14 protein-coding genes and 1 tRNA gene are annotated in these 18,430 nt (G+C 33.9%); all 15 read right to left on the bottom strand.

Going from position 1 to position 18,430, the window contains the following annotated elements; genetic code table 11:
- Positions 1-32: 32 nt before the first annotated feature.
- Complete coding sequence (gene pcrA, locus H628_RS0103010) at positions 33-2,276, bottom strand: DNA helicase PcrA (RefSeq protein ID WP_027825136.1); 2,244 nt, start codon at positions 2,274-2,276, stop codon at positions 33-35.
- A 92-nt stretch (positions 2,277-2,368) separates the two neighbouring features.
- Positions 2,369-3,013, bottom strand: coding sequence for a glycoside hydrolase family 73 protein (locus H628_RS0103005; protein WP_027825135.1), 645 nt, complete (start codon positions 3,011-3,013; stop codon positions 2,369-2,371).
- Positions 3,014-3,022: 9 nt separating this feature from the next.
- A complete protein-coding gene (locus tag H628_RS0103000) occupies positions 3,023-3,610 on the bottom strand; it encodes a membrane protein (protein ID WP_027825134.1) in 588 nt (195 codons plus the stop codon).
- Positions 3,611-3,714: 104 nt separating this feature from the next.
- A tRNA-Leu gene (locus tag H628_RS0102995) sits at positions 3,715-3,800 on the bottom strand.
- Positions 3,801-3,832: 32 nt separating this feature from the next.
- Positions 3,833-4,288: a SprT family protein gene (locus tag H628_RS0102990; RefSeq protein WP_027825133.1), complete on the bottom strand. Its 456-nt coding sequence runs from the start codon at positions 4,286-4,288 to the stop codon at positions 3,833-3,835.
- 54 nt (positions 4,289-4,342) lie between these two features.
- Complete coding sequence (locus H628_RS0102985) at positions 4,343-6,982, bottom strand: calcium-translocating P-type ATPase, PMCA-type (protein WP_027825132.1); 2,640 nt, start codon at positions 6,980-6,982, stop codon at positions 4,343-4,345.
- A gap of 173 nt (positions 6,983-7,155) precedes the next feature.
- Complete coding sequence (gene nadE, locus H628_RS0102980; protein WP_027825131.1) at positions 7,156-7,986, bottom strand: ammonia-dependent NAD(+) synthetase; 831 nt, start codon at positions 7,984-7,986, stop codon at positions 7,156-7,158.
- Positions 7,986-9,461 (bottom strand): nicotinate phosphoribosyltransferase, encoded by a 1,476-nt coding sequence (locus H628_RS0102975; RefSeq protein WP_027825130.1) that lies wholly within the window; start codon positions 9,459-9,461, stop codon positions 7,986-7,988. The genes nadE and H628_RS0102975 overlap by 1 nt, the downstream gene beginning before the upstream one ends.
- Before the next feature lie 30 nt (positions 9,462-9,491).
- The gene (locus H628_RS0102970; protein WP_027825129.1) at positions 9,492-11,243 is read right to left on the bottom strand and encodes a hypothetical protein; all 1,752 of its coding nucleotides are present in this window, start codon (positions 11,241-11,243) and stop codon (positions 9,492-9,494) included.
- A 15-nt stretch (positions 11,244-11,258) separates the two neighbouring features.
- A complete protein-coding gene (locus tag H628_RS0102965; protein WP_027825128.1) occupies positions 11,259-11,957 on the bottom strand; it encodes a glycosyltransferase family 32 protein in 699 nt (232 codons plus the stop codon).
- Positions 11,957-13,909 carry a glycosyltransferase family 2 protein gene (locus H628_RS0102960; RefSeq protein WP_027825127.1) on the bottom strand — a complete coding sequence of 651 codons (1,953 nt, stop codon included), beginning with the start codon at positions 13,907-13,909 and terminating at the stop codon, positions 11,957-11,959. Before H628_RS0102960 ends, H628_RS0102965 begins: the two co-directional genes overlap by 1 nt.
- Entirely contained in the window at positions 13,899-14,999 is a 1,101-nt protein-coding gene (locus H628_RS0102955) for a glycosyltransferase (protein WP_027825126.1), read from the bottom strand. The genes H628_RS0102960 and H628_RS0102955 overlap by 11 nt, the downstream gene beginning before the upstream one ends.
- Entirely contained in the window at positions 14,996-15,739 is a 744-nt protein-coding gene (locus tag H628_RS0102950) for a WecB/TagA/CpsF family glycosyltransferase (protein ID WP_155825152.1), read from the bottom strand. Before H628_RS0102950 ends, H628_RS0102955 begins: the two co-directional genes overlap by 4 nt.
- A 1-nt stretch (position 15,740) precedes the next feature.
- Positions 15,741-17,174 (bottom strand): oligosaccharide flippase family protein, encoded by a 1,434-nt coding sequence (locus H628_RS0102945; protein ID WP_027825124.1) that lies wholly within the window; start codon positions 17,172-17,174, stop codon positions 15,741-15,743.
- A 1-nt stretch (position 17,175) separates the two neighbouring features.
- On the bottom strand, positions 17,176-18,312 hold the full coding sequence (locus H628_RS0102940; protein WP_027825123.1) for a CDP-glycerol--glycerophosphate glycerophosphotransferase: 1,137 nt from the start codon (positions 18,310-18,312) through the stop codon (positions 17,176-17,178).
- Positions 18,313-18,430 lie beyond the last annotated feature (118 nt).

The following is an 18,430-nucleotide window of genomic DNA, read 5'->3' as shown; positions in this document are numbered from 1 at the left end:
CTCCTTATAATAAATACGCTTAGATAGCTTTATTATACCTTTTTAATCGGCGCAAAAGCTGCTAAAAGACGTTTAATTCCTTTACCTTCAAAAGCGATATCTAATTCCATATCTTCGCCTGAACCGTTGACTTTCACAACTACACCGCGTCCCCAAGCCTTATGCATAACTTGTTGACCAACAACCCAACCTTCTTTTTCAGCTCCAACTGCACCACTGGCCTTTTTAGGCGTATAAACCGCGCTACGCCGACTTTCATTCGCTTTAGCAAATGGAACATTTTGTACATTTGCCCGTTTATATGTATTATTTGCTGGTGATTGACTATACTCAGGCTCGATATCGCTACTATCAATTTCATCAATAAAGCGAGAAGGTGGATTTGCATTAGTTTTACCATACATCATTCTTGAAAAGGCATTGGTAATGTACAATTTCTCTCTTGCTCGAGTAATCCCTACATAAGCTAAACGCCGTTCTTCTTCTAGTTGTTCATCATCTAGACTTGCACGTGAAAGTGGGAACAACCCTTCTTCCATCCCTACTAAAAAGACTACCGGAAATTCAAGTCCTTTAGCAGCATGTAAAGTCATTAAGGTTAACTGATTTTCTTTGTCTTCAATATCATCTTGGTCACTTAACAAAGTAACTTCACTCAAGAAATCATTAACTGGTAAGCTTTCATCATCTTCAGCTTCATAATTATCATCAAATCTCTTAGTTACGGTCAAGAATTCATCTAAGTTATCTAAGCGGCTGTCAGCTTCAATAGTTTTTTCTTTCCTTAAAGCATCAGTATACCCAAAATCTTCTAAAATCTTTTCAGTTAAGCCGGTAACGCCATGACTTTTACTATAAGCCACACAATCCATTAACTTAGTATTGAAATCAGCCAATTTTTTACTTGCTGCACTTGAAATTGGGGCTAAAGCTAAATTTGCTAAAGCATCTCCAATTCCTAAATTATTACTGGCTGCAAAACTAGTTAGCTTCTCAACTGTAGTAGCTCCAATTCCTCGTTTTGGTACATTAACGATTCGGTTAAAACTCATGGTATCAGAAGTATTAGCGACTAGTTTTAAGTACGCAATAATATCCTTAATTTCTTTACGGTCATAGAACTTGTGCCCACCAACAATTTGATATGGAATATTTGACTTTACTAGTGCTTCTTCCATGTTACGAGATTGGGCATTCGTTCGATATAAAACCGCAAAATCTTGATATTTTCTTTTTCCAGTCTTTACAGCTTCGGTTATTTTAGAAATAACATATAAAGCTTCATCATTACCACTAGCAGCACGGTAATAACTAATCTTGGCGCCATCACCCTTATCGGTCCATAAATTCTTTACTTTCCGGTTTTGGTTATTCTTGATAACACTATTAGCTGCTTTCAAAATATGGCCGGTTGAACGATAATTTTGTTCTAGCTTAACTGTTTGAACGCCAGCTTTTTTATAATCTTGTTCAAAATTCAAGATATTTTCCATGTTAGCCCCACGCCAACCATAAATTGACTGATCAGCATCCCCAACAACACAAATATTGTGGGATTTTGCTGCTAAATAATGACACAATTGATATTGCGCTTCGTTGGTATCCTGGTATTCGTCAACTAATAAATAGCGAAACTTATTTTGGTAAAAGCTTAAAGTCTCATTATCTTTTTTAAATAGAACCAAAGTCTGCATGATTAAATCATCAAAGTCCATAATTTGGTCTTTTAATAACCGTTTTTGATATTCTTGATAAACTTCACTAACGACTTTTTCAAAAGGACTTTTTGCAGTAGCTTCATAAGCTTTATAATCTAACAAATCGTTTTTAGCATTAGAAATTGCTGACAAGATAGCTTTAGGATTGTACATCTTAGGATTGATGTTCAAATCTTTTTGGATTCTTTTAACTAAAGTTACTTGTTCACTAGAATCAGCAATTGAAAAGTTGCGTGAATAACCAATTTTTTCAGCATCACGACGTAAAATTCGTACGCATAGAGCATGAAAAGTTGACATCCAAATACTCTCAGCTGCTGGTCCTAAAAGTTGTTGCACACGTTCACGCATTTCATTAGCAGCTTTATTAGTAAAAGTAATTGCCAAGATATTCCAAGGGGCAACGCCTTTTTCTTCAACTAAATAAGCGATTCTCCTGGTTAATACGCTAGTCTTACCACTACCAGCTCCAGCCACAACTAATAATGGACCCTCAGTGGTCTCCACTGCTTCTTGTTGTTGCGGATTTAATCCTTTTAAAATAGTCTCCCGGCTCATAACTTAATCCTTTCACGAAAAAATTAACACGTACTTTCCATTATAACTAAAAAAGTCTTCTTCGTTAATGAAGAAGACCATTAAAAAATATACTAATTATCAAAACGATTTAGGTTAAATTGTTCAATCAAATTAATTAACTTAGTAGCATAGTCAGGATCTGTTGCATAGCCATCTGTAACTAATGCTTTAGCTTGACTCTTGTAGTCTTTTGCTGCTAAAACGTGGGCATACTGATCTTTATTCCAACTTGTTCCTTCTTGAAATAATCTTGCATGAGCCTGAATTGAAGCTTCATAAGAATCATAAACTTGGAAACGTGCTTTAACTACAATCCATTTTCCATTTACATATTCCTTAGTTGAAAGCACCTTTGAAGTATTAGGATCACTACTTTTTACTCCAAATAAGTTGTTATACTTTTGCGATAAGTCACTTTGACCATAGTTACTTTCTAGACAGGCCTGTGCAATTGTAATGCTAGGTAATAGCGCAAAGCCTTGATCAGCCTTTTGTGCGATGGGTCCAATCATCTTAATAAAATCTGTCTTAATTTTGAGTTCTTTAGCCGCTTCTTGCTCACGAGCAAGTTGCTCTTGACGAATTAATTCACTGTTTAAAGCCTGTCTACGATAATATTTAAAACAGACAAATCCTACAACTAAAATTAATAAAACTCCAAATACTTTAATTAGAATTAATGTATTCTTCGAAATTCGACTCTTTGAGCGCGCCATATTCTTCCCCTATTTTTTCTTAATTAAAATTTGCTTGAGTGGTGTAACAAGTAATGGTGTCAAAACTGCACTAAAAATCAATTCTAGTATACCATTCAATGCTAAGCTAGAAATTAAAATAATAAATAAACTAGCACTTGGACCAGCTTTTAAATGATTTAACAAAGTTGAATTGTTTTGATAAAAAACACTGGCTAGTAAAATTACAAGCCCAGTATTCATTAAACTAGCTAAAGCACCACTTAAAAATTGATAAATATATCCTGACTTTTTAGCAATTATCCCTGCACTTAACCCTGCTAAGGCCCGTGGTAGGACAGCAATTAGTGGATTTTGAAAAAGAATCACCGTTACCAAATCTCCAGGTGCAAGATATGCCATTAACAAGCTTAAAAGCCCCCAAAGAGCGCCAAACCAAAAGCTGAATTGATAAGACTGTAAATTTGCAAAAACTGCAACTGTTAATGGAATTGTCGTTATCGCCGGCAAGCCAGGAAAAAGATGGATATTTCCAAGATTAGGAATAAAAATTTCTAATAATAAAAGCGCCGTAAAAATCGCGATAATAACCATATTCTGCGTACGTTTTTGTCTCATTCTTTCACCTATCTGCAATTTTAAACAAAAGTTAGCATTTTGTATAGCCAACTATCAAAGCTTAACAAAAAAAGGAAGTTGCTAGTTGCAACTTCCTCGATGAGTGCGGGCGAGAAGACTCGAACTTCCACGATCTAAAAGCGATCACAAGATCCTTAGTCTTGCGCGTCTGCCATTCCGCCACGCCCGCGAACACTTAAATATGATATCGTAAATTTTATATTAATGCAAGTCTTTTTTTAAAAGAAATAATTTTCCATGACATTTACCACATAAAAATCGTCTCGTATTTAAACGTCTCTGCCTGGGATATCTCTGTCCGCAATTATGGCAACAATAAAGGTATTTAGGCTTTTTACGTAAGCCGATATCAGGAGCATAGCGACTAGCTCCAACCTTTTTCAATAAATATTTAAAATCTTGATCTCGATGACGATAGCCCAAATGATGAACATGTAAATAATAATGACAAAGTTCATGTTTGATAATACCAACTAAGTCTTGATAATATTTTTTCTTTAAAAAATGAGCATTAATTTCAATATGGTGATCATTTAAATGATATCTTCCGCCTGTAGTTTTAAAGCGATAATTGATAATTACTTGCCCATCAAAAGGATAGTCAAAATATTTAAGTGAAATTGCTTTAACAAGTTGTGTTAGTTCTTTTTCATTCATAATGCAAATTTTAGCATAAAAAAATAAGTGGCATAAATACCACTTATTTCTTTATTAATTCAAATTTTGTGTTTTTCTTTGTACTAATTTTACTAACTCAACAATTAAAATCATCAAACAGCCTGTACCTAAAACTGCTAACCATTGATCTAAATCTAATTCTGTGACTTTAAAGACATTAGTTAAAAAAGGTAATTCAACTGCAGCCATAATAATTGCTGAAATTATAATTCCCCAATTAAACCACTTATTTTTGAAAGTTTGTTTTCTAAAAATTGATTGGTGAATAAACTTAGAGTTAAAGGCATGGAATAATTGAATCAAACCTAAAGTCAAAAATGCCATAGTTAATGCATCTCCATGTTGTAAGGTGTGATTTGAAACATGAGGTCCTATCTGTAAGCCTAGCATGTATACGACTAAAACTAAAACTCCTTCTAATACTCCTTGATAAATCACACTACTTGCAACACCACCGCTAAAGAAGTTTGACTTCTTTCCTCGTGGTTTGCGCTTCATTATTCCAGATTCAATTGGCTCAACCCCTAAAGCAATTGCAGGCAATGAATCAGTTACCAAGTTAATCCAAAGAAGTTGTACTGGTTGTAAAACGTCCCAACCCATAATAGTCATGATAAAGACAGTTAAAACTTCACCAACATTACAACTCATTAAGTAAAGAATAGCTTTTTGAATATTTGAAAAGACTTTTCGACCTTGTTTAACAGCTTCAACGATAGTAGCAAAATTATCATCAGCTAAAATCATATCACTAGCACCTTTGGAAACTTCAGTCCCTGTAATCCCCATACCAATACCGATATCTGCCTGCTTTAAACTTGGAGCATCATTAACACCATCACCAGTCATAGCAACAATCTTATCATTTGCTTGCCAAGCTTTAACAATTCTCACCTTATGTTCAGGGCTTACGCGGGCATATACACTATAGTCACCTACATGCGCCTTAAAGTATGCATCATCTAATTTATCAAGTTCACTACCTGTTAAAACTCTGCTGTCTTGTCCTGCTTCAATGATACCCAATCTTTCTGCAATAGCTTGGGCAGTCACTTGGTGGTCACCCGTAATCATAACGGTCTTAATACCAGCTGATTTTGCTTCAGCAACAGCTTCTTTGGCTTCTGGACGTTCAGGATCAATCATTCCTACCAAGCCAGCAAAATTCAAATCATTTTCTACATTTTCGGTTGTTGCTTTTTCATAAGGCTGATCTATTTCTTTGTATGCTAGGCCCAAAACTCTTAAAGCATTTTGAGCCATTTCCTTATTAGCTGCTAAAATTTTATCCTTTTCAACTGCTGATAAATTACTTACGCGCTTAAGTAATTCATCAGGTGCACCTTTAACAGCAACATAGTATTTACCATCAGACTCATTAATAGTACTCATTAACTTACGTTCAGAGTCAAATGGAACCTCTTGAATTCTTTTCTTAACTTTTAACAGTTCAGCTACATCTATGCCTTTATCTAATCCAAACTGAGTCAAAGCAGTTTCAGTAGGATCCCCTAACAAAGTTTCTTCAATCTTAGTATCATTAGCTAAAAGCATAACTTGCATTAAGTTGCTATTTTCATCAATAGGTTCATTAGCTTGGTGTAAACTCCCGTCATAATAAACCTGTTCAACTGTCATCTTATTTTGCGTTAGCGTTCCTGTTTTATCTGAACAGATAATATCAGTTGCTCCCAATGTTTCAACAGCTGGTAATTTTCTGACAATTGCCTTATGCTTTGCCATGGTTTGGGTACCTAAAGCTAGAATAATTGTTACGATAGCTGGTAACCCTTCTGGAATTGCGGCTACGGCAAGAGAAACTGCTATTAAGAACATATCAATCATTAAGCTCGATCCAGCTTCATTAGCAGGATTACGCAAAACGCCCACAATAAAGACAACCGCACAAATTGCCAAAATCATCCAAGTAAGTGTCTTCCCCAGTTGATTCAAACTTTCTTTAAGTGGAGTATCAGTTTCATCTGCTTCATTAATCATCGTAGCAATTTTACCAACTTCAGTTTGCATACCAGTGGCGACCACAATACCTTCTCCACGTCCATACGTAACGTTAGTGGAAGAATAAGCCATATTGACTCTATCTGCCAAGGCTACATCGTTATTTTCTAAAGTAGCCTTGTCTTTTTCAACTGGGACTGATTCGCCAGTTAAAGCAGCTTCTTCAATTTTTAAGCTTTCACTAGTAACTAATCTTAAATCGGCGGGTACAACATCTCCAGCTTCAAGTAAGACAATATCACCAACTACTAATTCAGTACTTGGAATTTGAACAATCTTACCATCACGCTTAACTCTGGCTTCCGGTGTTGTCATATTCTTCAAAGCTTCAATTGCGGCTTCTGAACGTGATTCTTGAACTACTCCTAAGACTGCATTCATAATGACAACAAACATAATAATGCCTGCATCAGTCCATTCACCAGCAACTACTCCGCTTACGATAGCAGCAAGAATTAGGACCAAAATCATAAAATCTTTGAACTGATCCAAGAACTTGCTAAACATACTCTTTTTCTTTTGGCTCGCCAAAACATTCTTACCATTTTTTGCTAAGCGTCTTTGAGCTTCAACTTGAGCAAGCCCCACCTTTTCGCTAGTGTCTAATTCTTGCTCAATAGCTTGAATTGTTTGAGTATAAAATTTTTGTGGCAATTTATTAACCTCCTAACAAAAAGAGACCTATGTGCAAATGCACATAAGTCTCACTCATTAAGACAAGCCCAGAAAGTTTAACTTTCGGTTGTTGGACTTGTCGCAACTTACATTGCCGTTACTCCCTTATGATAAGTTTATTATAGAGAAAAAAAGTTAAATTTACAAGCTAATTACTTTTTATAAAAGTCATCAAAAATGGTAATTGGTAATTCACGCTTATGCTTAGTCTTGTTCCACCAAGCTTCAATTTTTTCTGCAGCTTCAGCCTTAACTTCTTTACCTTCAAGATAATCATCAATATCTTTATAAGTAACACCAAGTGCAACTTCATCAGGTAAATCAGGTGCATCTTCTTCTAAGTCAGCTGTTGGTGCTTTCAAATATAAGTGTTCCGGGCAACCTAAGTACTTAAGGAGCGCCTTGCCTTGACGCTTATCTAATCTAAATAATGGAACTAGGTCGCTAGCACCATCACCATATTTAGTATAAAAACCAGTAATGTTTTCAGCAGCATGGTCTGTTCCGACAACAGCACCGCTATAAGCCCCAGCAATACCATATTGGACAATCATTCTTTGACGCGCTTTAATGTTGCCTTTATTGAAATCAGTGATTTTTACCCCAGCTTGTTCAAGACTATCGACAGTTTTATCAACTGCATCTTTGATATTAACAATTAAATCAATATCTGGCTTTTGAAAGGCAACTGCATCAGCAGCATCACTAGCATCATTTTGCACCCCATAAGGCAAACGAACTGCGATAAATTTATAATCTTTATTACCAGTTTCTTGACGCAATTCTTCAATTGCCATTTGACAAAGTTTTCCAGTAAGCGTGGAATCTTGACCACCACTAATTCCTAATACCAAACTCTTTAAAAATGGATGGGCCTTCAAATAGTCTTTTAAAAAGTCTACCGAGCGTCTAATTTCTTTTTCTGGATCAATTTCTGGTAAAACATGTTCGTAAGCAATAATTTCTTTTTGAAGTTCTCTCATTAGTGTAAACCTCTATTTCTGATTTTTGTTCTTATCTCATTAATTAAATCTATTTTACTTTCATAGAGATCTTGTGACAAATCAACTGGATATTCTTGTGGATTTAAACTACGTTTATATTCATCCCACAAAGCATCTAAGTTCTTAGCACAAAATTCCTTAGTTTCAGCTAAAGAACGAGGGTGGTCAACATATTTACCTTCAACAAAAATTGGCTTTAGTAATGGAATGGCCGTAAAGTCTGTTACGACTTTGTTGATATAAGTATATTGTTGATGGAACATAAATAAAGCTTTGAAATTTGTTGGATCTTCTGTATCACGTGCAATCCAATCGCCTTCATTTTTACGATCATGATTGGCACAAATTCGCCAAACCTGCTTTTTACCAGGAGTAGAGATTTTAATTGCATTAGAAGAAATCTTCAAACTATCTTGCCATTCACCATTTTCATTCTCAATTGCAACTAATTTATATACTGCACCTAATGCTGGTTGATCAAAAGCTGTGATAAATTTTGTCCCGATTCCCCAAACATCAATTTTTGCGCCCTGCATCTTTAAATTGGTAATTGTTTTTTCATCTAAATCATTAGAAGCAAAGATTTTGGCATCTTTAAAGCCAGCATCATCTAATTGCTTACGAACTTGCTTAGAAATATAGGCCATGTCTCCTGAATCAATTCTAACCCCTAAGAAGTTAATCTTATCGCCCATTTCTTTAGCTACTTTAATCGCTGTTGGCACACCTGAGCGAACTGTATCATATGTATCTACCAAAAAGACACAATCTTTATGTGTTTCTGCATATGCTTTAAAAGCTTCATATTCATTACCAAAGGCTTGAACTAAGGCGTGAGCGTGGGTACCACTTGCAGGGATACCGAATAATTTGGAAGCACGCACATTACTTGTCGCATCAAAGCCACCAATATAAGCTGCACGAGTTCCCCAAAGTGCTGCATCAGTTTCTTGGGCGCGCCGGGTACCAAATTCCATTATGCCATCATTTCCTACAGCCAACTTAATTCTTGCCGCCTTAGTTGCAAGTAAAGTCTGAAAGTTAACGATATTTAAAACAGCAGTTTCGACCAGTTGGCATTGAGCAAGTGGTCCTTCAATTTGAACAATGGGTTCATTAGCAAATACTAACTGACCTTCTTCCATCGAACGAACAGTTAACTTCAACTTAAGATTTTTTAGATAATCAATAAAATCGTCATCATAATCTTGAGTCTCCCTCAAGAATTCTAAATCACTATTTCTAAAGCGTAAGTCCTGAAGATATTGGACAATATGCTCTAATCCTGCAAAAACGGCGAAACCATTTCCAAAAGGTTCTTGACGATAAAAGACTTCAAACACAGCCTTTTTTTCACTTATTCCCTTCTTAAAATAGGTATACATCATATTGATTTCATACAAATCCGTATGGAGGATTAAAGAATCATCCTCATCAATTTGGCGATTAAACATTATAATTTTCTCCTATGTTCTACTTCTAATTCATTGCCATGTTAATTTTAACAAAAAAAGCCTGCGCTTGTGCACAGACTTATAAATCAAATATCCAATTATTAAAATCCAACTAATAATTGTTATCCAAAAGGCAATTACAAACCAAACTGGAGTCTTGAAGCTTAAGACAGCAATATTTTTGCCTTTTTTAGCAGTGACAGTTGGTACATGAAGTTGTCCCAACTGGTACTTAGTCTCTTTTCCATTCAAAATTAATTGCGATTGCCTATACATTACAAAAGGAAGTTGAGTTTTTTGGCTTTTCTTACTGTACCAACTAAGTTGCATAGCACCATTTTTGAGGACTTGATGCTTGAACAATTTCTCTCGATCAATAACTTCTTTTCCATAAAGCAAGCCCGCATTTTGACTTGAACTTGCAGGTAGATAATCAGATTCGGCATTAACGTATAATTTAAGAAATTCACTTTTGTCTTTACTATGCATTGCCACTCTGATTTTAGGCCTATTTTTCGTCACTTTATATGGCCAAGAGTTCCCAATTACAGTTGTATCATTATTATAATTAGCTACATTTTCTCTAATAGTCTTGACATGACCAACCATGAAAAAAATCATAGCAATAGTTGCTAGACTTAACATAATTTTCCCCAAGATATGCTTTTCTTTTAAAAGTATAGAAGTCGCTAATCCATAACCAATAAAAATCAAAGGATATGCAATTAGAATAAATCTAAACGGTGCTTGAAAACTATCTTTTAATTGTGGAAAAATATTTTGCATAATTTGCCAAGGGAAAAGTCTAGTACCCAAGAACAAAAAAGCTGCTCCCATTATGGCAAAAAGCAAATTAAGTTTAGACTTTTTACGTAAAACCAAAAGCGCAACTACAACTTGGACAAAGACTAATAAAAGCAAAACTAAAGATAATCCAGTCCTAATTGAATAAAACTTATGCAAACTCAAAACATTAACTAATAAGCTAACAGATTGGGGCATGGTAATTTGACTTTGTTTTAAAACTAATAAGCCACCAATGACGTTAGCTGAGAGACAAAGAAAGATTAGAATACTTAATCCAATATTTCTAAGAAAAACAACTTTTTCTTTTGAATGCAAAAGTCCTATTAAAAAGAAAATTACTAAGGCCACTGCAACTATTAATAACGTCAAATTATGAATTTGAGCAACAATTGCCATTAAAATAGCTAATTTTCCTGCTTTCACTTGCTTAGTAGTCCTTTGAATCCAGTTCATTGCCTCTGCAAAAATCCAGGGTGTAATAGCTGCTCCCCAAGACATCAATTGATTACCCAAATTCCACACCGGAATATAACCAGTACTCAAAAAGATAATCATCATGATATATGAAACAAAAATGTTCAAATTTAACTTTCGACTCAAATGAATAAATCCAAAGCCAGCAATTAAATTGATTAAAAAGTCAGTCAAAATCTGGTAACTAAACCAACTCTGGCATATAAACAACAACATGGCATTAAAAAATGCAAAGCCTGGGCCATAAACTGCATTTATCATTCTCCCTGACTCATTAAAGCCATAAATTGCTTGAAAATAATTAAAATTCCCAGTTTTTATCTGACGATATAAATCATAAAAACGATTATAGTGAAATGCTGTATCTCCATATATAAAATTCGCCCTTGCCTTAATTTGTATAAACAAAGAAATGCCAGTCACTAAAGTTATTATAATAAAAGTCGCCAGTAAATAATATTTACTTAGCCATGATTTGATTTTCCCTGTAATTTCATCCATATTTACTAATCCCTATTATCTAAAAATCCGAGCATATAGACCTGCTTGACGCTTAGTTTTAATTCTAAGTTTCAAGAAAGTCACTAATTTACGCTTAAATGGCTTAGCGCCCTCCATCCAAGTACCGGTAAACACGTGAATGGTCTTAGAATCTTTAGATGGATTACATAAGATACCATCAGGGTAAACATGGATATCATCTTTCAAAACTTGTTCTTGATTATTAGGTATGGCACCATATTTTTCTTTCAAAATATCGGATACAGAAACTGTATTAACTCCCGCCATTTGATCCTGTTTATCAAATTCAAAGTCACGATCATTGTAATAATCAAGCATATCCTTAATTAAAGGATGCCCTTTTTCAGCCCCAAAAACAGCTGTGAAAGGATTATCTTTATTTTCAAATCCCACAAAACACTTGTTAGACAATAACTCTTCTAAATTATCAAGTACTAAAACATCAGTATCAAGGTAAATACCACCATATTCATAAATAGCCTTAGCTCTAATATAGTCAGAAACAAAGGCCCACTTTTTTTGCTTATAAGCTTGTTCTACATACTTATTTTCATGAATGTCAAAATTTGACTCATTCCATTCAATAATTTTGTAGTCACCTAAGTGTTTCTTCCATGTTTTCATACAGGTATTAATTTTATCAGGTTTAGGATTACCACCAACCCAAACGTAATGAATAATTTTCGGTATCATTATATTTCCTCAATTCTTACATAATCTCTAATAGTGAAAAATTCTAATATTTCAAGATACATAGTTGCTGTTCCCATAGGTACCTGCCAAATACCTGCACCACTAGCAATCACTTTCATAATTTCCAGATAGCTAGCTTCAATGGTTTGATTAGTAAGCTCACGGTTAAACACACGAATATCTGCGCCATGATAAATTTTTTTGAATTGCAAATCTACTTTTACACTTTTATTAGGGTCATAATTCTGTGAAAAATCATAAATAGCCTTGATATAAGGATGATCAAACTTCTTTAATCGTAACGACATCACTTCTGGTGTTAAGTCTTTCAATGAATATTTCTTCTTGCTAAAGAAAATCGGACATAAACTTGCTAGCTTTAACTTTTTGCAAGCACGATAAAAAATTGACTGCCAATTAAACTTAATCAGACTAATATGAGCTACTAAGTGATGTAAGAAACGCAACTCACCAGATAAAACATTAACTGCACCATCGCTAGAATGGATATAATTTCCATCAAAGACTCGATACTTAATACCAGTAAAATTACCATTTATCATCTTTAAAGTCGTTCTATCATTTTCACTATACCAAGCTGGCATATTATCAGTTAGATAAGTTTGATATACACTCTCGGTGAAAACGTCTTTTTTCCAAAAGGCAAAATCAACATATGGATTTCGCCCAAAAAGTAAAGCTGCTTTGGCCAAACTAACCATAGATGGATAGTAAGTTTGCGTGTTTACAAATTTGATATGGCTACCTGATTTATCAACTTCTTCCAAGTTGATAAAAGCACCATCAGCTCGATTATTTGCCAGAGCTGCTACTCCTCTTTGTAAGGCATAAATAGAAGCTAGTTGATCATCAGAATGCAAAATATAAACTATCTTGCCACTTACTTTAGGCAAAGCAAATTTAATTGCATTCAATTGATCTTGGTTATTTTCATGTAAATATTTAATTGGCAATTTGTGCAAAGTCAAATAATTCTCAACAACTTCATAAGTATCATCAGTTGAACCATCATCAACAATAATAGCCTCCCAATTCTTATAAGTTTGACTTGCCAAAGAGTCAAGCGTTTCACAAATAGTATCGCCACCATTATAAGATGGAATTATAATACTTATCTTGTCCTTAGTTGTTATTTCACTAGAAAAGCTAGTTAAAATAGCACACAGAATTACGAGCCAACTCACCAGCATCAATGGATTAATTATTTCCTGGGCAATAATTAAACTCGACTGATTGGCTAAGACAAAAAGCACAGTCCAGATAATTAGGTTCTTTTGCTGATGAAACTTCATTTCAGTATAAGTAACCCAATAAGCTAAACCAACTACCAATAAAACTGGTAATAACGTAATTAACAATGCTAGTGGAACCACTTGATAATTGTTCAAGCTAATTTGTTCAATATAAATGATAATGCCTACTAATAAAGCTATCAGTAAGGTGATGAATATCTTTCCGTAAAACTCCCATTCATTAGCAAAGACGCATTTGTATAAATAAAATAATCCTGCTCCGACTAAAATTGCAATCAAAATCAATCCAGAAAAAGGTAAATTATTCAGATAAAATAGCAGTATATTTAACGCTAAGACTAATAGATTCTTAGCATTAAACCGGACCATTAAGAAATATAAGCTAAAAACCAAAGTTAATGGTGTAAATAGTATCGTCACATTAACAAATGGCATCATTTGAAATGGAACGACCAAAAGTAAACTAATAGAGGTTATTGCAGTTAATCGCTCAATAAACCACTGATTTAATTCATTGATAGAATTCAAGTTTACAAATAAGAGCGCCAAAATTAAAGCCATCAGGCACTGAAACAAAAAAATCAAATTATATGAGGGTAAAAATAAATTCATTCCTGTTAAAAATATAGGCCCCATCCCCATATAAAAAGCCATAAAATTAGTTTTTTTATTTAGCATTTTCAATTTCCCCATATGCATCTAAGACAGTTGCTAATTGTTCACGAACTGAAAAATTATGTTCTAAATATTTTTTCTCTTTTTTAGCCATTTCTCTCAATTCGCTAGCAGACATTAGGCTAGCTTTTAAGATTTGTTCCTTAATCATTTCCAAATCTCCAATTGGAGAGACAAAGCCATAATCAGGACTAGGTATCATCTTCTTAATATCACCAACATCTGTTGAAAGCAAAGGAATTAAATTATCCGCTGCTTCAAGTAATACTAGCGGAAAGCTTTCAGAATATGAAGTCAAAACTGCCAAATCCATTTTTTGATAAAGTGAACCTAATTCATCGTGGGAAACAAAGCCATGAAAAGTCACCTGATTAGCTACATTTAAATCACTTGCTAATTGTTTTAAATTCTCTAATTCACTGCCATCTCCAGCAATATGCAATCGAATATGTGAATCGTGCAAATCTTTAAGTGCCTTTATTAACAAGTCTTGTCCCTTGATTTTCTCACAACGAGCCACATTAATAATATTGAAATAAGGATGCTCATACTTTGCCGGAATTTGCGCCCCAGTATGGAAAAAAATTCCATTATAAATTACATGGATTTTCTCAGGATTTAATTTAAGCTTTTGGGTTAACAAATTTGCAAAATTTTTGGTAATTGCTAAAATACCATCCGCCTTTCGCAAAGCATGTACATTTAATTGTGTAAAAATAAAGCCAACTAATCCTCGTCCTTCAAAATCCTTAGTTGGATCTGAATGAACTGTAATAACCCATTTAGCTTTGATTTTTTTGTGAATTAAAGATAAGTACAAATTTGCCCTGGGGCCATGAGTATGAACAATATCAAAATTATTATCATTGATATAATCAATTAGTTTTTTCAAACTGGTTAAATCATATCTACTCTTTGTTTTTAAAACAGTAGTTTTAATTCCTTTAGAGACTGCAGCAGAGCTAACTGGTCCTTCCGCTAAAGTTAATAACTCAAAATCACGTTTTTCTAGTTTAGCTTCTGTCAGCAAATTAACAATATGAAATAGCCCTCCACCTTTTTCTAGGCCAGCATTAATATGCAAAACCTTCATTTCCTTCTGCGCCCTCTCTTTTCACGATAAACTTCACCAACAAATCTTGGTAAAACCAGCATCCGTCCCAATCTGCTTGGTTCTTTTAACAAGCGATATAGCCACTCTAAATGGGCATTTTGATAAAATTTTGGTGCTCTCTTGGTATGGCCAGAAAATACGTCGAAACTGCCACCTACTCCCATCATTATGGCAGGTAAATCTTGTTTTCTCAAAATAGCTAACAACTGTTCTTGCCGTGGATACCCTAAAGCTGAGAACACCATATCTGGTTCAACTTTTTTAATTCGTCTTGCTACTATTTCCAGGTCTTCTTTAAAGTAGCCATTTTCACAGCCAACTATTTGAATTTGAGGATACTTTGCTTGAACCTTTTTTCTTAAATCTTGAATAACTTCTTCTTTAGCTCCAACAAAGTAAACTTTACTTGCACGTTGATTGGCAGCCTTTAAAAGATTACAAAACAAATCATAACCAGTAACCCGTTCTTTTAATGGTGTATTTAAAATCTTAGCAGCCTTAACTACCCCGATTCCATCTGGTGAAACAAAATCAGCAGTCTCATTAATTAATTTCATAAATAATGGGTTTTCATTAGCAGCCATAACTATTTCAGGATTAGCAGTAACTACCATAGTCGAGCTTCCTGCATCTAATCTAGTAAGCAAGTTATTGTAAAAGGTATCAAAATCATAATTATCAAATTTAACACCTAAAATATCTATCTTTCTTGTGGTCATTTTATGCATTCCTTTTTAGCATTTTATTTACTAAATTAATAATATCTTGATTAAAGTCAAATTTAAACATGAACATTAAGCCAATATATACTGTCATAATAATAATTGATTTAATAGTCATATTTAAGAAAGCACTAGGCAACATTTGGGGTAAAAATAATCCAATTACCAAGCTGATTGCAGCTATCAAGAAATATTTAGGTATATCCTTAAACACATACTTAAATTGATAGCCATCGCGAACAATCCAAATTCTCAAAATTAATACTACAAATTCAGTTGTTAATACTGAAATTAACGCTCCAGTAGCTCCCCAGGCCTTATCTAAAATCACACTTAAAACAATTTCTAAAACCGCACCGACACAAACTGGAATGGCATAATCTTTATCCCGGCGATTGGCAAGTGCAAATTGATTAGCGAATACCCCACCAACCGGAATCAAAATAATTGTCAGAGTAAAGAAGAACATCAAATTCGTCATCGGAATGTATTTATTTCCAAAGAAAAAAGGAACAAATTCCTTAGTATTCGCCATAACAACCACACTAAAAATGGTTCCTAGCATCACTGTAGCTTCAAGTGACTTTTTCAAAATACCTGCTTGTTTTTCCTTACTTTCACTGGCCATTTTAGGCATCATAACCAAGGTAATACTTGTAATTACTCCTAAAATCATATTGGCAATTCTTTGAGAATTATCATAATAAGATACCTGGGTAGAATTTTGAAAGAAATTTAAGATTGGCTTATCTAATGATGTATAAATTTGCGTTGCTATTTGCGGAATTAATAAAGTAATAATCGCAGCTTTAGTTTGATTAAATTTATAAAATCCCTTAACTGGTTTCCCAACATAACTTCGAATATTTAGCCAGAAAACAAATGATCCGAGCATAGTTGATAACGACATTATCAAGACATATTTATATAGATCATTTGGACTTTTTACTAATAATAAAATTAATCCAACACTAGTTAACTTAACAATTGTATTTCTTAAAACCACCTTACCGAAGTCAGCTAATCCTTGGAAAAACCATGCTATATCAAATTCTGCTGAAATTAGAAAAGGTAACATTAATAAGAAGTAATTCCAATATTGCACTTTAAAAATTGCAACGAAACTAGCTGTTAAGACTGTCGTTATAAATCCTGCAATTGCTTGGAAATACCATAACCCCCAAAAAGCTTCGGTTAGTTCTTCATTAGTACTTGTAGCTCTAATACGGGAAATAGTCCGCATCCCAATATAAGAAACAGATAAAGAACAAAATACCATTAAAAATTGAATAGTATTATTAACACTGGAATAGATTCCATAAGTTTTTGGCCCCAAAACTCTTGATAAATAAGGAACAGTTATTAACGGAACCAGAACCAAAAATATTTGGTAGACAGCGTTATAAAAGATATTTAGTAAAGTTTTTTTCACACTACTTCATCCTTTGAATTAATTCATAAGTACTTTCGCAACTATTTTTTGTTTGTAAGACCAACTTTTTCCAATATTGCCTTTGTTCTTGATACGTGTCATCAAAATCATTCAATAAATTCAGCAATTCTAACTGACTACCCACTGTTGGACCGGGCACCACTTTATCATATGGCGTAAGTAGTAGCCCTCTAGTTTTTTCATATTGAGCTAAGAAATTAGTTACAAAAATAATTGGTCTGTTTAATTCTAAATAGTCAAAGTAAATTGATGAAAAATCCGTAATTAAAAAGTCAGTTGCCGGCAAAAGCTCATATAAATCAATTCCATTATTAAACAAATAGTCATTACTTAGAAAAGCAATATTTGAAGCTTGACTAGTCTTTAACGAAACTAAGTTCATCTCATAGGGATGGAGCTTAATAATTAAGTATTGATGATGCTTTTGTAACTCTTGGTTTAAACTAGTAAGATCAAAATCAGAAAAGGCAAAGAAGTTACCATTCTTGATTTGTTTCATAACTGATTCATCTTCTAATTCAAAACGGAAAGTAGGCATATAAATGCCAATTTTAGCTTCTTTATCTGCAACTTTGAATAAATCTTGAAGCAACTTTTGCTTGTCGAAAGTTGCTTTTAAAAAGTCTAGTCTAGGGAAGCCAATTCTTCGATAACGATTTGCACTAATCCCAATACATGCAGTTAACAAACTTTCATAAGTATCAGATGATGAAGCGACAATATCAGCATTTTTATTCCAAACTGATAAATTATGTAAATTCAGTTTTAATGAAGTATTATGCGCCATAAAACCCATTCGCTTTAGTGGAATTCCATGCCAAAAGCTCAGACTTACCTGACTTTTTTTAACCTTAAAAGGTTGATGAGTAGTGATAATAAACTGCGCCTGACCAATTTGCTTCCACGCACTCAACGGTAAATGTGAAGATGGCCATGGTTCAATTAAATTAACTTCCACTTCAGGATGATGCTGTCTTAAATACTTGTAAAACAAATAGCCATTAGATCCTGAGCGTCCTGCACCATTTAAAATAACGATAGCACCTTGCTTTTTGGGAATTAATCTAGCAAAAAGCTTCATTACTCCAATATAAAGTTTAAATATTAGTGTTTTCATTACATCCTCGCAGCGATTATAGTCTACTAAGATTTTATCAAAAATTGTTTCACAAAATTTTCGTAGCTTAGTAACTTTACCTTTCTTTTAAATATGATACTATTAACAAAGTACAAAA

It is taken from the genome of Lactobacillus psittaci DSM 15354, from assembly GCF_000425905.1.
Classification (GTDB): Bacteria; Bacillota; Bacilli; order Lactobacillales; family Lactobacillaceae; genus Lactobacillus; species Lactobacillus psittaci.
Note: the sequence above shows the minus strand (reverse complement) of the source record. Positions and strands in the feature narration are given on the sequence as shown.

Excerpts from the sequence above, each read along its gene's own strand:
- pcrA (WP_027825136.1), bottom strand. The coding sequence starts at position 2,276 with ATGAGCCGGGAGACTATTTTAAAAGGATTAAATCCGCAACAACAAGAA.
- H628_RS0103005 (WP_027825135.1), bottom strand. The coding sequence starts at position 3,013 with ATGGCGCGCTCAAAGAGTCGAATTTCGAAGAATACATTAATTCTAATT.
- H628_RS0103000 (WP_027825134.1), bottom strand. The coding sequence starts at position 3,610 with ATGAGACAAAAACGTACGCAGAATATGGTTATTATCGCGATTTTTACG.
- H628_RS0102990 (WP_027825133.1), bottom strand. The coding sequence starts at position 4,288 with ATGAATGAAAAAGAACTAACACAACTTGTTAAAGCAATTTCACTTAAA.
- nadE (WP_027825131.1), bottom strand. The coding sequence starts at position 7,986 with ATGAGAGAACTTCAAAAAGAAATTATTGCTTACGAACATGTTTTACCA.
- H628_RS0102975 (WP_027825130.1), bottom strand. The coding sequence starts at position 9,461 with ATGTTTAATCGCCAAATTGATGAGGATGATTCTTTAATCCTCCATACG.
- H628_RS0102970 (WP_027825129.1), bottom strand. The coding sequence starts at position 11,243 with ATGGATGAAATTACAGGGAAAATCAAATCATGGCTAAGTAAATATTAT.
- H628_RS0102965 (WP_027825128.1), bottom strand. The coding sequence starts at position 11,957 with ATGATACCGAAAATTATTCATTACGTTTGGGTTGGTGGTAATCCTAAA.
- H628_RS0102960 (WP_027825127.1), bottom strand. The coding sequence starts at position 13,909 with ATGCTAAATAAAAAAACTAATTTTATGGCTTTTTATATGGGGATGGGG.
- H628_RS0102955 (WP_027825126.1), bottom strand. The coding sequence starts at position 14,999 with ATGAAGGTTTTGCATATTAATGCTGGCCTAGAAAAAGGTGGAGGGCTA.
- H628_RS0102950 (WP_155825152.1), bottom strand. The coding sequence starts at position 15,739 with ATGACCACAAGAAAGATAGATATTTTAGGTGTTAAATTTGATAATTAT.
- H628_RS0102940 (WP_027825123.1), bottom strand. The coding sequence starts at position 18,312 with ATGAAAACACTAATATTTAAACTTTATATTGGAGTAATGAAGCTTTTT.